The organism is Desulfobacterales bacterium (assembly GCA_029211065.1).
In the GTDB taxonomy this organism is placed as follows: Bacteria; Desulfobacterota; Desulfobacteria; order Desulfobacterales; family JARGFK01; genus JARGFK01.
Genome location: JARGFK010000028.1, coordinates 1 through 24,153, shown reverse-complemented (window position 1 = coordinate 24,153; position 24,153 = coordinate 1). Strand labels below are relative to the sequence as shown.

At 51.1% G+C, this 24,153-nt stretch carries 25 protein-coding genes; 15 read left to right on the top strand and 10 right to left on the bottom strand.

Annotation, left to right across the window (positions count from 1 at the left end; all coding sequences use genetic code 11):
- Nucleotides 1-10: 10 nt before the first annotated feature.
- From gnd to P1P89_08285, 4 genes are read right to left on the bottom strand one after another with little or no spacing between them, the layout of a single operon-like run.
- Nucleotides 11-919, bottom strand: coding sequence for a decarboxylating 6-phosphogluconate dehydrogenase (gene gnd, locus P1P89_08300; GenBank protein ID MDF1591497.1), 909 nt, complete (start codon nt 917-919; stop codon nt 11-13).
- A 43-nt stretch (nt 920-962) separates the two neighbouring features.
- Nucleotides 963-2,270, bottom strand: coding sequence for an FAD-dependent oxidoreductase (locus P1P89_08295; GenBank protein ID MDF1591496.1), 1,308 nt, complete (start codon nt 2,268-2,270; stop codon nt 963-965).
- The gene (locus tag P1P89_08290; protein MDF1591495.1) at nt 2,252-2,416 is read right to left on the bottom strand and encodes an NAD(P)-binding protein; all 165 of its coding nucleotides are present in this window, start codon (nt 2,414-2,416) and stop codon (nt 2,252-2,254) included. The genes P1P89_08295 and P1P89_08290 overlap by 19 nt, the downstream gene beginning before the upstream one ends.
- Nucleotides 2,417-2,451: 35 nt before the next feature.
- On the bottom strand, nt 2,452-3,201 hold the full coding sequence (locus P1P89_08285; GenBank protein ID MDF1591494.1) for a DUF547 domain-containing protein: 750 nt from the start codon (nt 3,199-3,201) through the stop codon (nt 2,452-2,454).
- A 297-nt stretch (nt 3,202-3,498) separates the two neighbouring features.
- On the opposite strand from P1P89_08285, the gene P1P89_08280 reads away from it, so the two are divergent.
- The 11 genes from P1P89_08280 to P1P89_08230 all read left to right on the top strand — a co-directional run bounded on the left by P1P89_08280 (nt 3,499) and on the right by P1P89_08230 (nt 15,874).
- Nucleotides 3,499-4,965, top strand: a complete 1,467-nt coding sequence (locus tag P1P89_08280) for an SEC-C metal-binding domain-containing protein (protein ID MDF1591493.1) — start codon at nt 3,499-3,501, stop codon at nt 4,963-4,965.
- Nucleotides 4,966-4,983: 18 nt separating this feature from the next.
- Nucleotides 4,984-5,325, top strand: coding sequence for a TraR/DksA C4-type zinc finger protein (locus P1P89_08275; protein ID MDF1591492.1), 342 nt, complete (start codon nt 4,984-4,986; stop codon nt 5,323-5,325).
- A 4-nt stretch (nt 5,326-5,329) separates the two neighbouring features.
- Nucleotides 5,330-6,127, top strand: coding sequence for an ADP-ribosylglycohydrolase family protein (locus P1P89_08270; GenBank protein MDF1591491.1), 798 nt, complete (start codon nt 5,330-5,332; stop codon nt 6,125-6,127).
- A gap of 22 nt (nt 6,128-6,149) precedes the next feature.
- On the top strand, nt 6,150-7,553 hold the full coding sequence (locus P1P89_08265; GenBank protein ID MDF1591490.1) for a nicotinate phosphoribosyltransferase: 1,404 nt from the start codon (nt 6,150-6,152) through the stop codon (nt 7,551-7,553).
- Between the two features lie 381 nt (nt 7,554-7,934).
- A complete protein-coding gene (gene pnp / locus P1P89_08260) occupies nt 7,935-10,031 on the top strand; it encodes a polyribonucleotide nucleotidyltransferase (protein ID MDF1591489.1) in 2,097 nt (698 codons plus the stop codon).
- 181 nt (nt 10,032-10,212) lie between these two features.
- Nucleotides 10,213-10,770 (top strand): class I SAM-dependent methyltransferase, encoded by a 558-nt coding sequence (locus P1P89_08255; protein MDF1591488.1) that lies wholly within the window; start codon nt 10,213-10,215, stop codon nt 10,768-10,770.
- Between the two features lie 17 nt (nt 10,771-10,787).
- Nucleotides 10,788-12,386: a peptide chain release factor 3 gene (locus P1P89_08250; protein MDF1591487.1), complete on the top strand. Its 1,599-nt coding sequence runs from the start codon at nt 10,788-10,790 to the stop codon at nt 12,384-12,386.
- 83 nt (nt 12,387-12,469) lie between these two features.
- A complete protein-coding gene (locus P1P89_08245; GenBank protein MDF1591486.1) occupies nt 12,470-13,312 on the top strand; it encodes an undecaprenyl-diphosphate phosphatase in 843 nt (280 codons plus the stop codon).
- A gap of 46 nt (nt 13,313-13,358) precedes the next feature.
- On the top strand, nt 13,359-13,559 hold the full coding sequence (locus P1P89_08240; GenBank protein MDF1591485.1) for a hypothetical protein: 201 nt from the start codon (nt 13,359-13,361) through the stop codon (nt 13,557-13,559).
- Between the two features lie 202 nt (nt 13,560-13,761).
- Entirely contained in the window at nt 13,762-14,976 is a 1,215-nt protein-coding gene (locus tag P1P89_08235) for an MFS transporter (protein MDF1591484.1), read from the top strand.
- 121 nt (nt 14,977-15,097) lie between these two features.
- Nucleotides 15,098-15,874, top strand: a complete 777-nt coding sequence (locus tag P1P89_08230) for an FkbM family methyltransferase (protein ID MDF1591483.1) — start codon at nt 15,098-15,100, stop codon at nt 15,872-15,874.
- A 657-nt stretch (nt 15,875-16,531) separates the two neighbouring features.
- Here the strand turns inward: P1P89_08230 and P1P89_08225 are convergent.
- Both P1P89_08225 and P1P89_08220 read right to left on the bottom strand, forming a co-directional pair.
- Complete coding sequence (locus P1P89_08225; protein ID MDF1591482.1) at nt 16,532-16,846, bottom strand: hypothetical protein; 315 nt, start codon at nt 16,844-16,846, stop codon at nt 16,532-16,534.
- On the bottom strand, nt 16,843-17,442 hold the full coding sequence (locus P1P89_08220) for a sigma-70 family RNA polymerase sigma factor (GenBank protein MDF1591481.1): 600 nt from the start codon (nt 17,440-17,442) through the stop codon (nt 16,843-16,845). Before P1P89_08220 ends, P1P89_08225 begins: the two co-directional genes overlap by 4 nt.
- 167 nt (nt 17,443-17,609) lie before the next feature.
- Here P1P89_08220 and P1P89_08215 point away from each other — a divergent pair, with 167 nt between their 5' ends.
- Nucleotides 17,610-17,882 carry a hypothetical protein gene (locus P1P89_08215; GenBank protein ID MDF1591480.1) on the top strand — a complete coding sequence of 91 codons (273 nt, stop codon included), beginning with the start codon at nt 17,610-17,612 and terminating at the stop codon, nt 17,880-17,882.
- Between the two features lie 8 nt (nt 17,883-17,890).
- The gene (locus tag P1P89_08210; GenBank protein ID MDF1591479.1) at nt 17,891-20,293 is read left to right on the top strand and encodes a hypothetical protein; all 2,403 of its coding nucleotides are present in this window, start codon (nt 17,891-17,893) and stop codon (nt 20,291-20,293) included.
- Here P1P89_08210 and P1P89_08205 read toward each other — a convergent pair.
- Nucleotides 20,286-20,858 (bottom strand): peroxiredoxin-like family protein, encoded by a 573-nt coding sequence (locus tag P1P89_08205; protein MDF1591478.1) that lies wholly within the window; start codon nt 20,856-20,858, stop codon nt 20,286-20,288. The genes P1P89_08210 and P1P89_08205 overlap by 8 nt on opposite strands.
- Nucleotides 20,859-21,115: 257 nt before the next feature.
- Here P1P89_08205 and P1P89_08200 point away from each other — a divergent pair, with 257 nt between their 5' ends.
- Complete coding sequence (locus tag P1P89_08200; GenBank protein ID MDF1591477.1) at nt 21,116-21,538, top strand: hypothetical protein; 423 nt, start codon at nt 21,116-21,118, stop codon at nt 21,536-21,538.
- Nucleotides 21,539-21,599: 61 nt separating this feature from the next.
- Here P1P89_08200 and P1P89_08195 read toward each other — a convergent pair whose 3' ends face one another.
- The 3 genes from P1P89_08195 to P1P89_08185 form a co-directional block, all read right to left on the bottom strand.
- Nucleotides 21,600-22,379: a TVP38/TMEM64 family protein gene (locus P1P89_08195; GenBank protein MDF1591476.1), complete on the bottom strand. Its 780-nt coding sequence runs from the start codon at nt 22,377-22,379 to the stop codon at nt 21,600-21,602.
- Between the two features lie 77 nt (nt 22,380-22,456).
- A complete protein-coding gene (locus P1P89_08190; protein MDF1591475.1) occupies nt 22,457-23,203 on the bottom strand; it encodes a hypothetical protein in 747 nt (248 codons plus the stop codon).
- 18 nt (nt 23,204-23,221) lie between these two features.
- Nucleotides 23,222-23,683: a glycine/sarcosine/betaine reductase selenoprotein B family protein gene (locus tag P1P89_08185; GenBank protein ID MDF1591474.1), complete on the bottom strand. Its 462-nt coding sequence runs from the start codon at nt 23,681-23,683 to the stop codon at nt 23,222-23,224.
- Nucleotides 23,684-23,897: 214 nt separating this feature from the next.
- Here P1P89_08185 and P1P89_08180 point away from each other — a divergent pair.
- Nucleotides 23,898-24,153, top strand: a 256-nt coding sequence (locus P1P89_08180) for a transposase (protein MDF1591473.1), incomplete at its 3' end; no start/stop codon positions are given.

The following is a 24,153-nucleotide window of genomic DNA, read 5'->3' as shown; positions in this document are numbered from 1 at the left end:
GATTTGGATATTACTCAGCGTCCTTTACAGCGTGTCCGCCAAAATCCCGTCTGAGGGCAGAAAGAACCCTGTCGGAAAACGTGTTTTCCTGTCGGGACCTGAACCGCTGAAACAGGGAAAGCGCAATAATCGGCGCCGGCACGGCCGTATCGATTGCCTGCTGCAGTGTCCAGCGGCCTTCGCCTGAATCTTCAACGAAACCCTTAATATCTTTCAGGCGGGCGTCATGGCCGAATGCATCCTCCAATAGTTCCAGAAGCCAGGACCGCACCACACTCCCCTGGTTCCAGAGATGGGCGATTTTCTGATAATCGAAGTCTTTACTGTAGGAAGACGCTTCAAGAATTTCAAACCCTTCGCCATAAGCCTGCATCATCCCATATTCAATGCCGTTATGGACCATCTTGACAAAGTGCCCGGCGCCCGTTGCCCCGCAATACAGATAGCCTTCCTTAGGGGCAAGGGTTTTAAAAATCGGTTCCAACTTTTCAACTACCTGTCTGTCACCACCCATCATCAGGCAGTAACCAATCTTCAGGCCCCATATGCCGCCGCTTACGCCCACATCGACATACCGGATATTTTTATCATGCAGACGTTCAGCCCGTTTCCGGTCGTCTTTGTAAAAAGTGTTGCCGCCGTCTATGATGATGTCGCCCTGCGTGAGAAGATCTTTGAGTACGTCGATGTGGTCATCAACAGCTCTTCCCGCCGGCAGCATCAGCCATAGTATCCGGGGTGTTGGAAGTTTTTCAACCACCTCGGCAAGCGAATAAGCCCCGATCGCCCCTTCTTCTTTAACCAGTGCATGGGTTTTTTCCGGTGAGCGATTGTAAGCGACAACCTCATGGCCGCCTTGCAAAAGCCGCTTTGCCATATTCATTCCCATCCGTCCCAAACCGATCATTGCCATCTTCATGAGTGTTTCTCCTTCCTTGCAATGCTGAAGCGCAATCTTCCTTTTATGCTTGTCCGCAGGCCCTGCCTTTCAAATGAAAGAAGAATTTGAGGCCTTTTCTGACTTTATCTGAAAAAATTTTCAGCGAGAAAAAGTTGCCGGCCACCTTCTTGTTGATTTCACCGATGGTCGGGTAGGGATGGATAGCCGCAGCGATCGTAGACAGCTTGACTTTGCCGTTGAGTGCCGCCACCCACTCGCTGATCAGGTTTCCTGCGCCTGGCCCTAAGATCTGGACACCGATTGGCTTCTCTTTTTCGTCTAAGAGCAGCTTGACCATTCCAGTCAATTCTCCTTCGGCCAAGCTCCGGTCGTTGCTGATAAACGCTTCGGTCCAAACCGAATAGTCGATCCCCTTGGCTGCCGCTGTTTTCTCATTCATCCCGATGCTGGCAAGCTCCGGATCCGTGTAGGTGCACCAAGGCAGAAACGTGTAGTCCGCCTTTCGGGGAAGATGGAAAATGGCGTTGCTTACCACGATGCCGCCCTCGTAGCCGGCTGCGTGCGTAAACTGAAAACCGCCATTGACGTCCCCGACCGCATAAATATGCTTGCGTGTCGTCCGGAGTCGGTTGTCGACCTTGATGCCCTGCCTCCCCAGTTCCACGCCGATCGCTTCAAGCCCAAGGCCGTCGGTGTTCGGCTTCCGTCCCAGGGCCACCAGCAGCGTTTCGCCCCTGATGGTTGAAATCCCGCCGTTGACATCGCGGATAGTCACTTCGCGCTCAGCGCCCAGGTCCTTGGTGCCGACCACCGCGGCGTTCAGACGAAAGTCGACGCCCTCGCTGCGCATTGTTTCCATGACCGTGTCGGCCAGGTCCTTGTCTTCCTTTGCGAGGATCTGCTCGCCGCGCTGGATCACCGTGATGAGCGACCCGAGTCGATTGAAGGCCTGGGCCATCTCGATGCCGATCGGACCACCGCCCAGCACGATCATCGACGCCGGCAGGCGGTCGAGGTAGAAGATTTCGCGGTTGGTGATAAAGGGGGTGCGGGTAAGCCCGTCGATAGGCGGTATCGCCGCCGAGGAGCCGGTAGCGATCACCCAGTTCTTAGCCGTGTAGGTCCGGCCGTTGATCAAAATGCTGTGATCATCCGTAAATTGCGCCTGGCCGAACTCCACCTTTACCCCCAGACCGCAGAACCGCTGCTCGGAGTCGTGCTCCTGAATCGCAGCGATGACAGACCGGATGCGTCGGGATACCTCCCGGAAATCGACCGGCGGAGGCGCGACTTCGGGCAAGCCGTAGGTCGGTGCAATTTTCATCTGGTGGTATACGTGGGCAGTCTTAATCAGCGTCTTGCTGGGCACGCATCCATAGTGAGACAGTCGCCTCCCAGTTCCTTCTCCTTTTCAATCAGCAGCGTTTTGGCTCCCAACTGAGCTGCCCCGGATGCTACGGTCAGGCCCCCCGCACCCCCTCCAATAATACCCATGTCATAATCATAGTTTGCCATGCTAACTCCTTTTCCTTTGTTTATCTTTTCCCGGTCTATTTGCCGTTGAGCGACCAATCATAGTCAAGGTAGGCTACTTTGAACTTGCTTTTACTGTCTTCCAGCCTATTTTTCAGATCCCCTTGCGCGTATTTGAGAAATAAACCGACCACATCATCATTGAAATCCTCTGAAAACCATTTAAATATGCTGCTGACATAAAGCGTTTGCCCTTCAAGTCGGTTGGACCGGGGATCATTGATGAATGCCCGCGCCATTTCATCCAGTTGCCGGTCCAGGATATCCGCCCGATAGGGTTCCGGCCGCAGCGGAGGACACGATTTAGCTGCACAATTTATGGCGAAATGAACCCGGGGGTCTTTAAAGCGAGGCCGCAGGATGTCATGTTCGATATGATCCAATGTGACTACCTCCCCATCTATTCGCGCGATTTGTTTTTTCCACGGACTCTTAAAAATGCTTCCCAGATCCTTTATGGATTTCACGCCAGGATAACCGGTAAGGATCAATTTGATGGTCCAGGCATTGTAAGCGTTGATGTAAAAGGCAAACTGCTCGCCTTGCGAAAGGTTTTTTGTATCCGTCTCTTCGAGTAGATTGAGATATTGATCCAGCCGGGTCTCGTCGTGTTTAAACCCGTTATAGTCCACTACACCGTTTTTAACATATTTTTCGAGCAAGCCCGCATAAATGCTGTGATCCATTTCGGCGAAGGACCGGACCGGAGTTGCCGGCAAGATAAGCGTCAAAATAACCCAAAAGATAAGATGAACGTTTATTTTCATTTTATGCTCCTGTAATACTTAGTAAATTCATTGATCTTCGATTGCTTCGAGAAGGTTGTTCAACCTGATGGCTGTTGTGAATCAGAGTTTTTAAGGTTGCCATGTTTTTTTATCCTATCGAACAGCTTTCCTCCAAAAGGTTTAGGCTGTTTCCATCCCCATTTCAACTTTTTTGTCCTTTTGTCGAGGAAAACCAAAAGTCCTTACAAAAATTCATGGCAAATATGCCGCTTTCCTAAAATTGTCACATGTGGTAAAGAAAAATTACATGAACAAGAAACCCGGAGGCAATGACGAATGCAGATTGGCCGAAACGATCCCTGCCCCTGCGGCAACGGCAGAAAATACAAGAAATGCTGTTTGAGCGGCAATGTGACGACTTCAGTTGAGCTTCGCTACCGACGACTTTCGGCGGCACATGACAGGCTTGCCGAACGCCTGATGAAGTATGCCGTTAAAACCTTCGGTAAGGATATCTTCTCTTGCGCACTGAATGAATTTTGGATCTGGCCCGAAGATGATAAGGAAGCGCCGGATTCCGAGTGTATGGATCGCCAGCGGCCGCTCTTTGTACCCTGGCTTCTATTCAACTGGGAATACGACGAATTCGACGAGGATTTCAAGCTGAACGGACCGCCGGATCGCACCGTGGCAGAACTTTATGCGATGGATAAAGGGACGCAGCTGGAGCCTATGGAGCTCGCCCTGATCGGCGCCGTCAATCGCAAACCATACTCACTCTGGGAGGTCTTAAAGGTGGAGCCGGGCAAGGGAATCAGCCTGCGGGATGCATTGACCGGCGCTGAAATCAGCGTTGAAGAGCGCAGCGGCTCCCGATATGTCAAACCCGCCGATATCCTGTTCGGCCGGGCGGTAAGCGTAGAGGGCGTCGGCATGCTCATCGGGCTGGCTGCAACCGTCATCCCGCCGCGAAACAAACCTGAAATCATCCAACTTAGAAATCAGATTAAAGCCGGTTTGCCTTCCATCACCGACCAGGATCTTTATGAACATGATGTCGAGATCCGCGCCGCTTTCCTGGATATTGACGAGCGCTTGCACCGGCCGCCCCAAATCTGCAATACCGACGGAGATCCCATTGAATTTCATAAAATAATCTATGCCGTCGAGTCGCCCGAAGAGGCTTTTAGAAAACTTGCCTCGCTGTGTGCAACCGACGGGAAGGCCGATCTTCGCGAGACAGCCGAGATAGATGCAGACGGACAAATCCGACGCGTGGAAATTCCCTGGAATCGAAAGGGGTATAAAGGCAAGCCGGAGTTCACAAACACGTTGATGGGAACCATCCGCATCGACGGCCGGAAACTGAGCGTCGAAGTTAACTCGGCCGAACGCGCCAAAAAAATCCGCAAAGAGATTCAAAAACGTCTGGGAATGGGCGTCCGCTTTAAGGCAGATCGAATCCTGGAGCTTGATGCGATGGCAGCGAGCGTTATTCCCGAAAAACAAAAACCTGAAAGATCCGCCGAGCAAGACGAGCTCATGCAGCATCCCGAAATTCAGGCCCATATGGCCGAAATGATGAAACGGCATTGGGAAGGCTGGGTAAATATGAAGCTGCCGGCCCTGGGAGGAAAAACACCCAAACAGGCGGTTAAGACCGCCGACGGCCGCGAAGCGGTCGAAGCCCTGTCGGCCGATGCCGCACGAGAGAGGCCGGACGATCCAGTCATGGGGGATTTAAACCGCAACGGCGTGAGGCGAGCGCGGGAGATCCTGGGGCTTTCCAAATCTGTAAAATAGAGAATGCGTTCATTCGCCATGCGAGATGACATTGATCTGAAATACTTCAAGCACCGTCTTGAGCAGCGTCTCAAAGAGATTACGGCCGGTCAAAAACCGACGGAACCCGTGGCGCTGGATCAGGCACGCGTAGGACGCCTGTCGCGAATGGACGCTATGCAGCAGCAGGCCATTGCCCAGGCGGCCGCACGTCTCACGGCAATGGAAGAGCGGCGCATCCGCACAGCGCTTGACCGCATGGCATCCGGCGATTACGGATTTTGCATCCATTGTGAAGAAGAAATTGTCGAAGGGCGCCTGCGGGTTGACCCGAGCGCCTTGACCTGTATCGCCTGCGCCCGGGCGTCGGATAGGAGCTGACAGCATGATCGGCGCTATCGCGGGAGATATCATCGGGTCGGTGTACGAGGCTTATCCGCTCAAGACCAAGGAGTTTCTCCTTCTTCATCCGCAGTGCCGCTTCACCGATGATTCCGTGCTCACTATTGCAGTCGCCCAGGCCATTATGCAGGACGGAGACTACCGTCGCTGGATCCTGGAGATCGGCCGCCGCCATCCCCATGCCGGTTACGGCGGCGCCTTCATCCAGTGGCTTTACTCCCCTGATCCCGAACCTTACAACAGCTGGGGCAACGGCGCCGCCATGCGGGTCAGCCCGGTGGGATGGGCTTTTGACGGCATTGATGCCGTCCTGCGCGAAGCGGCCCGCACGGCGGAAATATCCCACAATCACCCCGAAGGCATCAAAGGCGCCCAAGCGACTGCTTTGGCCGTTTTTCTGGCAAGGACGACGCGGGACAAAGCGGTGATTAAAAAGGAGGTGGTTGATCGGTTCGGATACGATCTCGATCGGACCGTGGCAGGCCTCCGGCCGACCTACCATTTTGATGTGTCGTGCCAGGGGACGGTGCCGGAAGCCATCATTTCCTTTCTGGAAGCCGACGACTACGAGGATGCCGTTCGCAACGCCATTTCGCTGGGCGGCGACAGCGACACCCTTGCCTGCATCACCGGCGCTATTGCCGAAGCTTACTACGGCCCCGTTTCCCGGCACATATTCGATGGGGTCAAGGCGCTCCTGACACCGGACCTCTGGTCGATCACCGAACAATTCTGCCGCCGATACAAACCCGGTATGAATGCGCTGCTGGGAAATATCTGATTGAAATTGGGAAAAAACGGTTATGTTCGATATTACAGCAACATACACCGATCAATATGAACTGGTCATGGGACAGGCCTATTTTTTGGCCGACCGCAAAGATCATCAGGCCGTATTTAATTACTTTTACCGGAAAACGCCGTTTAACGGCGGATACGCGGTCTTTGCCGGTTTACTGGACCTTTTGACGATCCTCGAGAATCTTCGCTTCGACCAAAAGGACTTGGATTTTCTGCAAGCGCAAAATTTCGATTCCAGATATTTGACCTATCTTAAAAATTTCCGTTTTACCGGCACGATTTATTCTTTGCCGGAAGGGGATTTGGTATTTCCCACAAGCCCGATTTTAAGGGTTGAAGGAGCCTTGATCGAGGCCCAAATCATCGAAACGATGTTGCTTAACATTCTTAATTTTCAGTCGCTGATTGCAACCAAGGCCAGTCGCATCCGCCTGGCGGCTAAGAGCGGCACGCTTATCGATTTCGGATTGCGCCGAGCCCAGGGACTGGGGGGCTACCATGCCGGACGCGCGGCTGTTATCGGCGGATTCGATGCGACCAGCAATGCCCGGGCGGCAAGGGATTACAATCTGCAGGCCTCGGGCACCATGGCGCACGCTTATGTTCAGAGCCATGACAGCGAGCTATCGGCCTTTCGCAGTTTTTCCGCCGCCCGGCCGGATGACTGCGTTCTGCTGGTGGACACCTACGACACCCTGAAAAGCGGCGTGCCCAACGCGATTATCGTGGCCAAAGAAATGGAGAAAAAAGGGCACCGCCTGAAAGGCATCCGGCTGGACAGCGGCGATCTGGCCTATCTTGCCAAACAGAGCCGCGCACTGCTGGACGAAGCGGGTTTAGGGTATGTCAAAATTGCGGCATCCAACCAGCTCGACGAGTATGTCATCAGAAGCTTGTTGGCGCAAGATGCACCTATCGACGTGTTCGGCGTGGGGACTAACCTGGTAATTGGCCATCCGGATGCAGCACTCGACGGTGTTTACAAACTGGTGCAAGCCGATGGGCGCCCGGTTATCAAACTTTCAGAAAATGTGTCCAAAATCACTTTGCCTCAAAAAAAGCAGGTCTGGCGCGTCATCAATCATCAGGGCCAATTTTGGGGCGCCGATGCGGTCGGACTCGACGACGAAAAAAAGATTTTCGTGATCCATCATCCGTTCATTCCCCATCAATCATTAGAAATCGGCCCATATGAAGCTGAGCCGCTGCTGCAAAAAGTAATGGACAAGGGCCGCATGGTGTATGACCCGCCTCCGTTATCCCAAACGGCGCAATATTGCCGCGAGCGCCTGGACATGCTGCCTGCGGAATACAAGCGTTTCGAAAATCCGCACATTTACAAAGTCGGCATCAGCAGCAAACTCAAGAAAATCAGGGATCGTCTGATCGCACGCCATAGAAAGTAAATGAAAAGCGATTTTAACAGGAAATTTTAAATGGTCGCTTGACATGCTCACTAACAAAGTATAACTTATACCCGTTATGAACGTTTTTTTTAAATTTTGGAATTTTACCATACTGATTATAACGCTTTTAGCCCCCCTGCCAATGCGTGTGATCGACAATGCCCTTTCCCGTCCGACACCGCCCTGAGGATGATCCTTTCAACTTGTTTGATACCGCAGCGCAACTGAGCCTTTAGGTTCCGGTTAAATTTAAAAAATTCTTTACTCAAAGTCTTTACGTCAACAAAACGGCCGTTTGAGCATATCAGACGGCTTTAGCTATCGGCGAAATGACGCTTCACCGATATGAAACTAATGCAGTCACATAAAAAAGGAGAATTCATGTATAAAAAATTAACCATAGAACTGGGCGGCAGATCCTTGACCATCGAAACCGGCCGTTTAGCAAAACAAGCCGGTGGCGCGGCCCTGGTCACTTACGGCCAAACGGTCGTGCTGGTGACAGCCACCGCCGCCCCGGAGCCCAAGACCGATATCGATTTCCTACCCCTTACGGTGGAATATCAGGAACGTTTCTATTCGGTAGGCAAGATCCCGGGCAGTTATTTCAGGCGCGAAATCGGAAGACCGAGTGAAAAAGAGACTTTAACCAGCCGGTTCATCGATCGGCCGCTCCGGCCGCTTTTTGCAAACGGCTACGGCAACGAAACCCAAATCATCGCAACCGTGCTATCGGCCGACCAAGAAAATGATCCGGATCTGCCGGCCATGCTTGGCGCCTCCTGCGCTTTGATGGTTTCCGACATTCCCTTTCTTGGCCCGATCGCCGGTGTCCGGGTCGGCTTTGTCGACGGCCAATACATTCTCAATCCCACTCCGGCTCAGCAGAAAGAATCCCGCCTGGATCTGATCGTCGCCGGCTCAAGAAATGCGGTGGTAATGGTGGAAGGCGGGGCCGACAGCCTCGCTGAAGATGAGGTCCTGGATGGCATTTTTTTCGGCCACAAGGCCCTGCAGCCCCTGCTGGATATTCAGCAAGCCCTGCGGGAAGCTGCGGGCAAACCCAAAATGATTCTGGAACGACCGGAGGTTAATGCAAACCTCAAAAAAAGAGTGGCGGAGCTGGCTGCCGATGATATGCTCCGGGTCATTTCCAGCGTGGATAAAAAAGAGCGGGAGTTCCGCTACCGGGAACTGCAAAGCAAGGTGGTCGATGACCTTTCGGAGGAATTTCCGCAAGAAGCGGCCGCTGAAATCAAATCGCTGCTCAAGGACCTCTGCAAGCACATGATGCGCGCTCGCATCGTCAAGGAAAACGCCAGAATCGACGGCAGGCGCCTGGATGAAATCCGGCCCATTGACTGTGAAGTGTCTTTTCTGCCCCGAACCCATGGCTCAGCCCTTTTCACGCGCGGCGAAACCCAGGTGGTCGTTACCGCCACCTTGGGCAGCGGCGCGGATGAGCAGCGGATGGAGCTGCTGGGCGGCATGACGTTTAATCCGTTCATGCTGCATTACAATTTTCCGCCCTATTGCGTGGGTGAAGTGCGCTTTCTGCGCGGCCCCAGCCGACGCGATATCGGCCACGGCGCGCTGGCGTCCCGGGCCATCCGGGCGGTGCTGCCGGATCGGGAAACTTTTCCCTACACCCTTAGAGTCGTCTCCGAGGTAACCGAATCCAACGGCTCGTCTTCCATGGCTACGGTCTGCGGCGCCAGCATGGCGCTCATGGATGCCGGCGTACCCGTCAAAAAACCGGTGGCCGGCGTGGCCATGGGATTGATTAAGGAAAATGATACAGTCATCGTTCTTTCCGACATTCTGGGGGATGAAGACCATTTAGGGGATATGGATTTCAAGGTCTGCGGCACCGATGAAGGGGTGACGGCGCTGCAGATGGATATCAAGATCGAAGGCGTCTCAAGGGAGATCATGGGAAAAGCCCTGATGCAGGCCAGAGAAGGTAGGCTGCACATCCTGGAGAAAATGCGCGAAGGCATCGCTGCTCCCAGGCCGCAACTGCCCGCGCATGCGCCGAAATTAATCATCCTGCAGATCAACCCAGACAAAATCCGTGACCTTATCGGCATTGGCGGCAAGATCATCAAGGGATTAAGTGCCGAATTCGGGGTTAAGATCGACGTCGAGGATTCCGGCAAAGTCAGCATCTTTGCGCCGAACGACCCTATCGGCGCAGCGGTGACCGAAAGTATCAGAGCCATTACCGAAGAAGCTGAAATCGGCAGGATTTACCAGGGCATTGTCCAGAAGATTGCCGATTTCGGCGCTTTTGTCGAAATCCTGCCCGGGACGGACGGCCTGGTGCACATCTCGGAGCTTGCCGGCCACCGGGTGAAGAAGGTTTCGGATATTTTGCACGAGGGTGAAACCGTAACGGTCAAGGTGCTCGGCATCGACTCGCATGGCAAGATCCGGCTGAGCATGAAAGCCGTTGCCGCCGAGAAAATCGAAGCATAATACGAATAATCTTAGAACTGCCATGCAAAGTTTAGAGGGCATCCATGTGCAAGAGCCGCCTTGCCGATGCATTGTGTGCGAAAATATTTCTGCACAGTTTTTCGTAAGTACGGAGGGGTTGCGGTATAAGCGTTGCCGGATTTGCCGGGCGATTTTTTTGATACCAGCCCAGAGGTTGTCCTTGGAAGAAGAATACGCGCGCTACTGTCAGCACCGGAACAATCCATATGATCCGGATTATCGCCGTTTTTTAGCGAAACTTGCAAAACCATTTCTCAATCGGCTGTCGCCTGGCGCGAAAGGTTTGGATTATGGGTGCGGCCCCGGTCCGGCCCTGGCTTACATGCTTCGCGAGGCTGGACACCGGGTGCATTTGTTTGACTTATTCTTTTTCCCTGATACAAAACCGCTTGCCGATCTTTATGACTTCATTACCTGCACGGAAACGATCGAGCATCTCTATCAACCGGCCGAGACATTTGCCCGTTTTAACCGGATGCTGCGACCGGGCGGATGGATGGCGGTTATGACCTGTTTTTTAACCGATGAGCGTTGTTTTACATCCTGGCATTACCGCCGCGATCCGACCCATGTGGTGTTTTATCGCGCCGCAACTCTGCGCCATATTGCCGGCCGACTCGGATGGAGTTGTGAAATCCCGGTCAAGGATGTCGCCTTGATGCAAAAGCCGTATTTGCCGGACATGATGAATGGAAGCATCAACAGCGCTGCGCTATGAAATCGTCTGAAGCATTAATGGAAAAACCATTTTACAAGTCAGGCAACACGGAAATTGACCGCCGACGGACCTTCGGCATCATCAGCCACCCGGACGCCGGCAAGACCACCCTGACCGAAAAGCTTCTGCTGTTCGGCGGCGCCGTTCAGATGGCCGGCTCGGTCAAGGCCCGCAAGGCCGGCCGTTATGCCACCAGCGACTGGATGGCCATTGAACAGGAACGCGGTATTTCAGTGACCAGTTCGGTCATGAAGTTCAACTATCGCGAATGCGAAATCAACCTTCTGGACACGCCCGGCCACCAGGATTTTTCCGAGGACACCTACCGAGTGCTCACCGCCGTGGACAGCGCGGTCATGGTCATCGACAGCGTCAAGGGGGTAGAGACGCAGACCCGCAAACTGATGGAGGTTTGCCGGATGCGCAACACTCCCATCCTGACCTTTGTCAACAAGCTCGATCGTGAGGGCATGTCGCCGCTGGATATCATGAACGATATCGAGGAAACTCTGCAAATCGAATGCGCGCCGCTCTCCTGGCCCATCGGCATGGGCAAACGCTTCAAGGGCACCTACAACCTCTATCGCAGGGAGCTCATACTGTTTACTCCCGGACAGGACCGCCTGCCCGCCGATGCGATCACCATCTGCGATCTGAACGAAGCGCTGCTGGATGAAATTTTGGGGAGCCAGGCCGATGAACTGCGCGAGGATGTCGCCCTGCTGGAAGGCGCCGCCGACCCCTTTGACCTCCAGGATTTTCTCAAAGGAAGCCAGACCCCGGTTTTCTTCGGCAGCGCGATCAACAACTTCGGCGTGCGCGAGCTGCTTGACACCTTTCTGGAAATTGCCCCGGCGCCTTTGCCCAGGCCGACCACCACCCGCACGGTCATGCCCGAGGAGGACGCCTTTTCAGGCTTCGTCTTTAAAGTCCAGGCCAATATGGACCCGGCCCACCATGACCGCATCGCCTTTCTGCGCATCTGTTCGGGCCGGTTCCAGCGGGGAATGCGGGTGCGCCACCACCGCATCGGCAAGGATATCCAAATCGCCAATCCGATCATTTTTATGGCTCAGGACCGTGCCTTCGTGGAGGATGCCTGGCCCGGCGATATCATCGGTATTCACAACCACGGCACTATTCGGATCGGCGATACTTTCTCGGAAAAGGAACCGCTCAGTTTCACTGGCATTCCGAATTTCTCTCCCGAGCATTTTCGTCGGGTGCGACTCAAATCCCCGCTCAGGATAAAACAGCTTCATAAGGGGGTGAGCCAGTTGGTCGAGGAGGGCGCAATCCAGCTTTTCCGACCCCTTTCGGGCAACGACTTGATCCTGGGGGCCGTGGGCATTTTGCAGTTCGAGGTGACCATGGCGAGACTCAAGACCGAATACGGGGTCGACGCCGTTTATGAGCCGGTAAATTTTGCCACCGCCCGATGGATACGCTGCGATGACAAAAAAATGCTGACCGCCTTCGAAAAGGAGCGCCAGTCCAATCTGGCGCTGGATGCGGAAGGAAACCTGACCTACCTGGCGGAAAGCGAATGGCAGATTAACTATACGGCCGAGAAATGGCCGGAGATTTATTTTCACAAAATCCGTGAGTGCCAATGACCGAATGAAGTGATGCAGACCACGGTTAAAAGTCAGATACCGCCAATTAAAGTGATCAATGTTGAAACAGGAAAATCCGAACGGTGCAGCCAATTATCTCGATAATCGACGCCGCCCTCCTTGGGCTCATTGAGGGGCTAACCGAGTTTCTGCCGGTTTCTTCCACCGGCCACCTGATTCTCGCCGCCGCCTGGCTTGACCTATACCGCAATCCAGCCGCAAAAGCGGGCATCGATGCTTTCGGTATTGTGATTCAATCCGGAGCGTTGCTGGCGGTTGCGGGAATCTATGCGCCGCAGATCCGGTCGATTCTGCTGGGCCTGAGCGGACGAGATCCGGCTGGTCGCCGTTTACTTCTATTGCTGATGGCGGGCTTTTTACCGGCAGCGATCATTGGATTGTTGGCTGAAAGCTATATCAAGGCCACCCTTTTCGATATAGGGCCGGTGGCCGGCGCTCTGGCTGTGGGTGGTCTATGTATGATCGTTATCGAACGCAGATCCCGCCGAAAGCCCAGAGTCGATCCCTGCTGGCAGGAAAAGCAGGTTTTTGACATGACCATTCGGTCCGCCCTGGTTATTGGTGTCTCTCAATGCATCGCCATGTGGCCAGGCACCAGCCGTTCCATGGTCACGATCATGGCCGCACGCTTGCTGGGATTTCAACCTAAGGTCGCCGCGGAATTCAGCTTTCTGCTATCCTTGCCCACCCTCGGCGGCGCCACTTTTTATGAGTTCTGTCAGCAAGGACCGATGCTGCTGCGTTCCACCGGACCGGTAGTTCTAATGCTAGGTTTGAGTGTCTCTTGGCTTGTGGCGTGGCTGGCCGTTAAGGGTTTTTTGGCTTATCTCAACCGGAACGGTATGGAGATTTTTGGCTGGTATCGTATCCTTCTGGCGGGAGTGTTGCTGCTTTGGTTTTTTTAGCGATTAGCAATTGAGATCGTAACACAATGAGAATCGTTGTTGAGAAATGAATCATTTTGGAGCCGTGGGTGTGTTGCAGTTCGATTTGGCCATGGCACGGCTCAAAACCGAATACGACGTGGATGCTGCTTATGACAGGGTCGATTATGCCACCGCCCGTTGGGTGAACTGCGAGAACAGAAAACGGCTGACGGGATGCAGAAGGGCAAACCAGCGCAACCTGGCGCTGGATACAGAAGGAATTTGACGTATCTGGCCGAAAGCGAATGGCGGCCAGAATTTGAGGCGAAGCAGTGGCCGGAGATAAAGTTTATGAAAACAAGAGAACTCCAATGAGCGCAATAAAGTCTCAAACTTGTGGCAGATATTTCCACCTGAAAACCGGTTCTCAACCGAAGCGATGCTGGCTTGCCTTGCTTTCGGGGGTGTGCAAAGGATAATTACCCATTATGGCTTATTTTAATTTCTTACACACCCATTGCCGAGTCCTTTCGTTCGGCATCTTGCTGACACTCTTTTCCAGCTTCGGACAGACCTTTCTCATCTCACTCTTCGTGCCTGGTATTCTGGAGACATTTTCCTTGAATCCGGCGCAGTTCGGTTCGCTATATGCAGCTGCCACCTTAGTTAGTGCCGCCTGTCTGCCATTTTTCGGCCGTCTGATCGACCGGATGCCGCTACGGCCTTTCAGTCTGAGTGTGGGCATCGGTCTGACCCTGGCCTGTCTGGCGATGGCCTTTGCATTCAATGTTCCGGCCCTGTTTCTTGCTCTCCTCGGGTTGCGTCTGACCGGTCAAGGCTTGCTCAGCCTGACCGCTTCGACCACCATGGCGCGTGAGTTTGAAGACGGACGCGGCCGGGCCTTGAGTGTTTCGGGGCTTGGTTACCCGTTGGGCGAAGGTTTGCTGCCGCTGCTCATCGTGTACCTGATGCAAGCCGCCGACTGGCGCATGAGCTGGGGCATTCAAGGAGGCGTCATCGCACTTGTTCTCCTGCCGGCCATGAACTCGCTGGTCGGTGAAAAAGAAGCGTATCAGGGTGGAGCGAAAGAAACGGATAGGACCGGATTCCGCACCCGGATGCTTTTTCGTGACTGGCGATTTTATGCGTTGCTTCCGGGTAATTTGTTTCTGCCGATGGCGCTGACCGGTCTGTTTCTTTATCAGGGACTGCTGGCTGGAGAAAGCGGCTTTTCACTCCAAGCCATGGGAGCGGCCTTTGTCGGTTTTGCGGTGGCGCGCTTGACGGCGTCGCTTGCCATCGGCCCGCTTATAGATCGCTGGAGTGCGATGCGCCTGTTTCCATTTATACTTCTACCGGTAGCAGCCGGCATGGCTTTTCTCTGGAAAGGCCCGCTCTTTTTGGCGCCTTTTGCTTTTCTGGCGCTGGCAGGCATGAGCCAGGGAATCGCCGGACCGACCATGACAGCTCTCTGGGCCGAAATATACGGCAGCGCCTCGTTGGGCGCCATCAAGGGCATGGTTGCCAGCATGAGCATCTTTGCCACTGCGCTCGGCCCTTTGTTAATTGGTTGGCTGCTGCTTGTAGAAATTTCTTTTTCGGTTATCGTGCCCGCCTGCGCAATGCTGGCATTGGGAGTGGCGGGGTTGGGGTTATCCCTGCAAAAAAAAATCTCAAACTTAAAACTTAGTCGCCGCGTATAGCTCTTTTATGACGCTTTCTGATACTTTTTGAGAATATTTTTAAAGTATGTGAAATTGTATTTAAACAAACGGAATATTTCTCTGAAAAGCTCGTTAAAGATTTTAAGGAGAAAAATGGCAAATGGTAAAAAATATTATTAGAAAAATATTGGGGAACAATTTATATATTAATAGTTTTGGATATCTGAGTAGTATTTATCAGGCAACGTTTTTAAACTATAAAGAACCAAGTATTCATTTCATAAAATATTTTATATCGAAAGGAGATACCATATTCGATATTGGTGCAAATGTTGGCCGATTTACAGCTTATGCCGCTCCTTTGGTAGGGAGTGAAGGTAAAATCTATAGCTTTGAACCACTTGCGTTTCCTCGTAAAGTTTTAAGGCATATGAGGGCTATGAAAAGGTTAAGACAAGTAAATATAGTTGATTTGGCTCTTTCAGATATCAAAAAAAATGAAAACATCACAATCCCTTTAAAAAATGGATGGAAGCCAAAAACTGCCTTGGCATTTTTGGGGACGGGGAACCTTAAGGGTTCAATTCAAGAGCAAGTTAAAATAGATACAATAGATAATTTTTGTGTTTCAAAGAATATAAACCGTTTGGAATTCATTAAATGCGATGTCGAAGGTCACGAATTAAAAGTCTTTTTAGGTGGAGCAAGAACATTGGTTAAATTTAAGCCGACTATTTATTGCGAAATTGATCAATCCTTTTGTACATATAATAAAATAGATTTTAACACGGTTTTTGAAATGCTTAAGGAGATTGGATATTTATGCTATCTTCCAGATAATGACCGGTTAACAATGTTTAAAGACTATACTAAGGCTAAAAAGAAAGACGAATATTTTTTTATCCATGCGTCACAGAAAATAAATCATGTTCTTTAAGTTTCAGCTCTTTTGCCTATGTCTATAGTTCTGAGCATCTCTAATATGCTCATGGCGGGGCCCGTAGGAATCTATCACTGCCCAGCCTTTCGGGGAATAGATGTTGCAAAAATCGGAAATCCCGATGACTTTGCAGAGGTAGACCGCTTTGATCAAATTCTGGATCGTTTATATTCTTCTATTAGTGAATTTAATGCCCAAACCGAGTGTGATCTAACCGCCTGTTTTTACAATCATGTTAATTGGTGGGTTGAAGATATCATATAATCTGGAAAAGCCGTTGACCAAATTGAGGAAGTTTCTGATGACAATTTCTTTTTTTGAATATGGCCACAATGTTTATGCAGGCATGATTTATCTGAAAGCTTGGAGAATGCTTACAAAATAGCGTATAAAACTTGAATATTTTCTTAAAGCAGACATAAATCGCTGTATTCAAACTCAGAAATGAGCCACAATCAGTCAAGGAGGTTTTGGAATGAAGAAAATATTGGCCGAATGCCCTTCCTGCGGAGGCGAAATCGTCATCCTGCGGACTTGAAGGCGTGTGCTGCTGCGCTGCCGGTCATGCAGCGCTTTTTACCCGCCGGAAAAATATATGCGAGAACCGGATGACGTCCTTGAACCGAATCATACCGATATGTCTCCGTACAAAGTTTAGAAACGGATAGCCTTGCTGGATCCTTTACAGGATAAGGTCATACGACCTGCGGCATCTTTTAGTGCCTGCTTGATTCGTTCGCGGGCATCCGGGGGCATATAGGCGGGTTTATCCGGCAGGTCTTCATTCAGTTTTCGGCTGCGACAAAGTTCTCTTATGAACATAAGCTGCCGCCTGAATCGGGCACAGTGCCTGCACATCAAGAGATGCATCCGGATCAGCAGGCGTTGATAAAGAGGGATCCTGCGGTCCATTGATTCGGAAACCCGGCGGGATACTTCTTTACAATTAAACATCCAGTGAGACATCATATGCTTTTATCCTTATCCTTGTTAAACCAAAATATTTCAAGGCAGCGTCTCAGGTACGTTCTTGCCCTGTAAAGCATTGCCCAACTATTAGTCGCAGAAACCTGTAAATCTTTACAAATTTCCTCGGTATTGAGGCCTTCTATTTCTCTAAGCATGAACGCTCTGGAGATTCGAGCAGGAAGTTCCGAAAGGCATTTATAGAGTGTATCCAGAAATTCATGCTGTTCGTATATCCCGGAAGGGTTTTGATCCCATTTTTCCGGCCGGACTTTCCACCTGCCATTGTTATGATAAAATCCGTCAACTGTTTCCGACACCCTATCAACATCATCCACCGCTCTCTCGCGGTTCTTTTTTCTGAGATGATCCACTATCTTATGCTTGAGAATGGCCGTAAGCCAGGTCTTTATAGCGGAATCACCTTTGAAGTTTTTATAACCACGCAGGGCAGCCAGGAAAGTTTCCTGCACCAGATCCTCAGCTACAGCCTGATCCTTGCTGCGGGCAAGGGCAAACCGGTACAAGTAGTCTCCATATTGATCCAGCCAGGTTTCGGGGTCATGGTCGGGGCTTGCGGCTGAAATTTCTTTTGTCATTTACAGCACATGATTCTGATATGATAATTAGGGAAAGTTGCGCCTAAAAAACCCACTTGTATATTTCTAATTTAATTATAATATTGGATTTGTTCGACAGTTTTAGCAAATTGCCGGAGAAAAAACAACCAAATACAGTAGTGAAATATATTTGACTGGGGGTCAGTATGACAAAATGGACGGCTGAACATCATCGAATTTTATCATACCGGAATCACGGTTTAAACTGGAAAAAATGGGGCCCCTATCTCAGTGAGCGTTCCTGGGGAACGGTGCGGGAAGATTACAGTGCCGACGGCAGCGCCTGGGATTTTTCCCCCATGATCATGCGCGCAGCAAGGCCTATCGCTGGGGTGAAGACGGCATTGCCGGTATATCAGATCGTTTTCAGTATCTATGTTTTGCACTGGCCCTTTGGAACGGCAGGGACCCGATCCTAAAGGAACGCATGTTCGGGCTGAATGGTTCCGAGGGCAATCACGGTGAAGATGTCAAGGAATATTATTTCTATTTAGATAGTACACCGACGCACAGCTATATGAAAATGCTCTACAAATATCCCCAGGCGGAGTTTCCCTACAGTGAACTTTTGGCAGAAAATGTGCGGCGCGATCATTTGGACTTTGAATATGAATTAATCGATACCGGTATATTTGAGCAAAACCGATACTTTGATGTCTTTGTCGAGTATGCCAAGGCCGACCCGGATGATATTCTGATCAGGATCACGACGGCAAACCGAGGACCCGAGGCCGCCGAATGTCATGTGCTGCCCACGCTCTGGTTCCGCAATACCTGGAGCTGGGGGTATGAAAAAGGCCCTATGGGGGATATGCAGGGAAAACCTCAGCTCAGACAGATTAAAGCTAAAGCGGGAATCGCCGCGGTGGAAGCTAATCACCCGGCAGCCGGCACCTATTATCTGTATGCTGAAAAAGCAGCGGAATTGCTTTTCACTGAAAACGAAACCAATGCAGCCCGTTTTTCCAACTCACCCAAAGGCGGTTTTTATGTCAAAGATGCGTTTCACCGATACCTGGTCAACAGAGAAAAAGAAGCGATCAACCCGGCCGGGGAAGGCACAAAGGTCGTAGCCCTTTACAGCGGTGTGATTGCACAAGGCGAATCCCGGGTTTTGCGGTTGCGCCTTTCAAGCCGGACGCTCCCATTGGCTTTCATGGGTTTTGATGAGATTTTTGAAAAACGTCAGGCAGAGGCTGACGAATTTTACGCAGCGATACAAAATCCCAACCTGAGCACCGATGAAAATCGTGTGCAACGTCAGGCCTTATCCGGCATGCTCTGGACGAAACAGTTTTTCTATTACAATATCGAGCAATGGTTAGAAGGCGACCCGGCCATGCCTCCCGTTTCGGAGGCCCGCCGTGACGGGCGCAACCATGAGTGGGAGCATCTAAGCAACTTCGATATCATCTCTATGCCCGACAAATGGGAATATCCCTGGTATGCGGCCTGGGATCTGGCGTTCCACTGCATTCCGCTTGCCCTGGTTGAGGCAGACTTTGCAAAACGACAGCTGGAGCTGATGGCTCGCGAATGGTACATGCATCCCAACGGGCAGCTGCCGGCCTATGAGTGGCAATTCGGCGATGTCAACCCGCCGGTGCACGCCTGGGCGGCCTGGCGAGTCTATAAAATCGACGCCAAGCAGCGGGGCAAGGCCGATCGAGCTTTTCTGGAAAGCATCTTTCACAAGCTGTTGCTGAACTTTACCTGGTGGGTAAATAAAAAGGATGAAGGCGGACGCAACGTCTTTCAGGGCGGTTTTCTCGGGTTGGACAACATCAGTGTATTCGACCGCAGTGCGTCGCTGCCTACCGGCGGCCACATCGATCAATCCGACGGGACGGCCTGGATGGCATTTTACTGTCTGATCATGCTCAAGATCGCTTTGGAGCTGGCCGCAAAAAACCCGGTATATCAGGACAGCGCCAGTAAATTTTTTGAACATTTTCTGCGGATCGCCCGGGCCATGACTGCCGATTACCGTGGCGGTCTGAGCCTTTGGAATGAGGAAGACGGTTTTTTTTACGACGCCCTGCATTTACCGGACGGCAGAATCATTCCACTTAAAGTCCACTCTCTCGTGGGATTAATGCCGCTGCTCGCCGTCGAGACCCTGGAGGATGATCTCGTAGAAAGCCTGCCCATTTTCAAGCGACGCCTGAACTGGTTCTTCGAAAATCGGGTTTATCTGCGCGACAGCGGCAATGTCGCCTGTGTGAAATCGCCGGGTGAAAATTCGCGCCGGCTGCTGTCAATTGTCAACCGCGACCGCCTGATTAAGGTGCTGCGATCCATGCTGGATGAAAGCGAATTTCTTTCAGAGTTCGGTATCCGGTCTGTTTCCAGATGCCATAAGGACCATCCCTATTCGTTTTATGTGGACGGCCAGGCGCATACCATCAGCTACCAACCGGCGGAATCCGAAAGCGGGTTGTTCGGCGGAAACTCCAACTGGAGAGGGCCGATCTGGTTTCCAATTAATTATCTGTTGATCGAATCCCTGCAAAAATTCAATCATTACTATGGTGATTCGTTGAAGGTGGAATGTCCCACCGGTTCCGGAAACATGATGACGCTTGGTGAGGTGGCCACCGAACTGTCCCGCAGATTAATGAAACTGTTTTTGCGCAATGGCAATGGTGAACGGCCGATATTCGGCGGGCAGCGCATTTTTCAGAATGACCCCCACTGGAAAAACCTGGTCCTTTTTAACGAATACTTTCACGGCGACAACGGCGCGGGCCTGGGGGCCAGTCATCAGACCGGCTGGACGGGTCTCGTTGCCAAGTTGATCCAACAGTCAGGGGGATTTCCCTTCAAATAATTTCTTTTAATGCCGCTATGGTTTCCCCAGGATCCGGTCTTACGGTATAGTCCGGACTTATTTCTGCATACTGGATGATGCCGGCCTGATCGATGATGAGCCGGGTCGGCATGGGAAGCGTCCAGGAATCATCCCCATTGTATTCGTTAAGATGAATCTTGAACTGCTGATACAATTTCTTAAGATCATCTGGAAGCGTATACTTGATGCCGTAGCGTTCTGCCACCTTATTTCCCGGATCGCTGAGGATTTCCACATCCAGTCCTTTGTCCTCGGCAACGGCGCGATTGTGCTCCTCTAATTGGGGAGAGATAAGGACCAGCGAGGCGCCCAGTGCTTCTATTTCCGGGACCGTTTCTGATAGAGCCTCCAGCTCTAAATTGCAGTAAGGTCACCATCGACCCCTGTAAAAGCCCAGCACGATCGGTCCTTTCGACAGAAGCTGGTTTAAGGCCACTTCCTGTCCCTTTGTGTTTCTCAAGATGAATTCCGGCGCCTTATCTCCAACTTTTACGGTCCGGTCCAGAATTCCGGAATTTGTCAGATCATCCACAGCGCGGTGCATGATTTTTAAAGCCTCCTTGGGCGCTTTTTTCTCAAAATCTCTTTTGATTCCGTCCAGCTTATCCTGCAATTTCATGGCTTCCTCCTTTAACGTTTGGTTTCATCATAGACTTTTTACACTGTAAGGATTCAAGCATAAACTCGACAAATAGGCAAATGGGCAAAATAAATCTCCCATAAAGCAAAGACATCAGGATCGCATATGTATTTAGATTTAAATTCTTTTTAACATCATGTATTTTAAACAAGGAGACTGAAATGAAAAAAATCACTCGCAACATGAAAGTATTGGCAATCGTCTTGACCGCAATAATTTTCAGCACGTCCGGTTTTGCGGCAAGCGGCAGCGGCATCATTAATCTTGGTCCGACCAAATCGCACCCGGATGCAAGCGGTACCGCTTTTATTGACAATGAGCATATAAATGTTCAAGCCAGAGGGCTTAAACCCGATTCCGTTTATACCACCTGGTTTGTTAACATGAAACCCAACAAACATGAAACAGGAGCCGGCACGGCCCCTTACATGTTTAAAACCGATCGATGGGGCAATGGACATTATTCGGCCCCGCTTAACGAATCGCCTTTGGGTAAATGGGCCATGATTATGGTCGTGCTCCATCCGACAGGGGACCCCAAAGACATGAAAAACATGGTGGGCGCTTTATCGGCCGAATTTTAGAGGTCTATGAAAAAAGAGATCAGACCTTGTGTGTCATCTACTGAATCCTATATTGCTTTTCTCAATCAGGGCCTGATCTCGTTTTCTCCTTTATCGAATCAGGTTTTACACCCTTAACAAGGGAGTAAACAACCAGAATAAAGATAAAAACGACCGTTATTGTTAAAATAATTGGAGAACGTTCCTCCATGACCGAAATTTTATGGCCGAATACTGTATAGACAATCGTTGCGGGAAGCATGCCAAGAGCCGTGCCGGAAATAAAAGCCCACGTGCGGATGCCGCTTAATCCTGCCATGTAGCTTATGAAATCAAAGGAAATAAATGGCAACAGCCTGGCCAAAAGAATCACATAAAAACCGTTTTTTTCACCGGCACGCCTTATAAATTCGACAGCTTTATGGTTTCCGATGATTTTTTCTGCGGCCACGTTTCCGAAAAGACGTGCGATATAAAACGATGTTAAAGCCCCCATAAGGGCGCCGGACCAGGATAAAGCTGCCCCCCAGAAACCTCCAAACACCATACCATTGGCTGCAGTAACTATAAAAGCGGGCAGGGGTGCGATTATCGCTTGAAGGATCATCAAGAGCAGGCTCATTAAGGGGGCGGCAGCCCCCCATGACTTAATCAGCCTGATGGTTTGATCAAGATTTCCGGCAAACAAAATAGCGCAGGTCTTTTGAAAATGGTGATGGATAGAAAAAAAAGCGATTAGAAATAATAAAAGAATAATAGCAAATAAAACGTGGTGCGAAATCCGGTTCCTACGGGTTTTGGCATACACCAAACCGATAATGAGAATTCCCAGGAATAAAAGCAGTAAACTGTAAATACCCATCACAATAACCCGTTAGCTGATTCTATTTTAACGCCCCTCTGCCGAACGGCGATGCCGAAAAAATGCGCCATCGGCCGTTATGAAGCTTTAAAACGATGAAGTTGACTCCTTGGAACCAACAAAAGCTTGCCCAGAAGGTTGAGATCTTTATCGCCGCTTTCAAGACATATTTTCCGCACCTCATTGATCATTCTGGCAGCTGCGGTTTGACCCCAGAACCAATCGGATAGACTGGTACTGTCCGTCGGCTGTCCGGGCTGAGCCGCAACCGCCTCCAGGTAGTAGGCCTTCAAATCTTGAGCCGCCATCCTCAGGGCGGTAGATAGAACAAGGTCCGGCATCCGTTTATTCTGACGCTCGCCCTGAACGAAGGCAATTATAAAGGCGGCTGTCTCTTCGGCCGAGAGCCCTGTCGCTCCGCTGGTGGTCCGACCGTGCTTTTCTATCGCCGTATCATACCATGCCCGCATTTGATCGACTTCCTGCTTGAAATTGGAGATCAGGTTTTCCACCGGCGTGTCCGGGTTCGGCGGCAAAGCAAAATTTACCGGGCAAGCCACGGGTTTCTGGTCTGTTTCGGCCACCGGCGCTTCTTCGGTATAGTCTACTAATATAGGCCCGGCGTCGGCCTCCAGGAGTTTAAGCGTATTTCTAAGAACCCGCTTTTGGAAGTCGGCATCGTTGGGCGCTCCCAAAGGTCGCCCCAATTCGAACGGTACCCAAAGGGTTCGCGGGGGCTTTATCACTTCGGTATGCTCCCGAATAAGGCTGATATGTGTGGTGGCAATGCCTTCGTCCTCAATGTAATGCGACAGCCCGCCCACGGCGCGCGTGCAAAGCGGTCAGACCGGCACTAGCAGTACTGAGTTTACCGAGTCGTGTTTCATGATCCCCGCAAGGGCGCGGGCAGTCCCTTCCATCTGTGCAGGATCGGTTGCACCCATAAAGGAATAGTGGAAATCGGCCAGTGAACCGATTAATCTTTCTTTTACCAATTCCCGCAGGCGATCCAAGGGGAAAATGACGTTCATGTCTTGCTGAAAGCCGGTGCGGTCAAAATTGGTTGAAATATGGCTCATCACCAGATCATTGGCCGTCACATCAGCCGGAATGATCCGATAGTTGGATGTCCCCATTTCAAAAGGCTGATCCCCACGCCGGTGAATTCCGGCAGTTGAGATAAGGGCCACCCGTCGTTGGGATAATAATGATCCTTTTACAAAGGGAGTTTGTGTAAATTTAGGACAGGGAATAGAGAGTAAATGCTTCCTCTCGTCTTCGGGCATATGTTCAAGTCGTGCCATTTGAGATCTCCTTGCTAAGTATGATTTCTATTTTATAGTATAATGTTTTTATTTGACATCTTTAATTTGACATTGTAAAGATTATTCTTGCAATTACTTCAGTTATTTACTATGGATGTATTCATGAAATCAACCCCGGAGAAAGAACCGTAAACCCAGGAGGAAATCTTATGCCACCCCGCAGAGGGTTCTCGCCCGTATCGGGGGGCGTTTTGTGTCCTTCGTGAAAAGCTACCGTCATCATTTTCAATCCTACCGTCACAATGTGACTGATAAAGCCCGGCAGTATGCCAGCGGCCTGATGCAGGCGGGTTCGCGCAAAAACATGGACCGGATGGCCGAAGTCGTTCCGGATTCCAAGTCGCGCAATCTTCAGCAGTTTTTGACTCACAGCAAGTGGAGCGCCCATGATGTCATCGGTCAGGTGGCCTGTGATGCGAATGAACTTTTGGGCGATGAGGAGCAAGCAG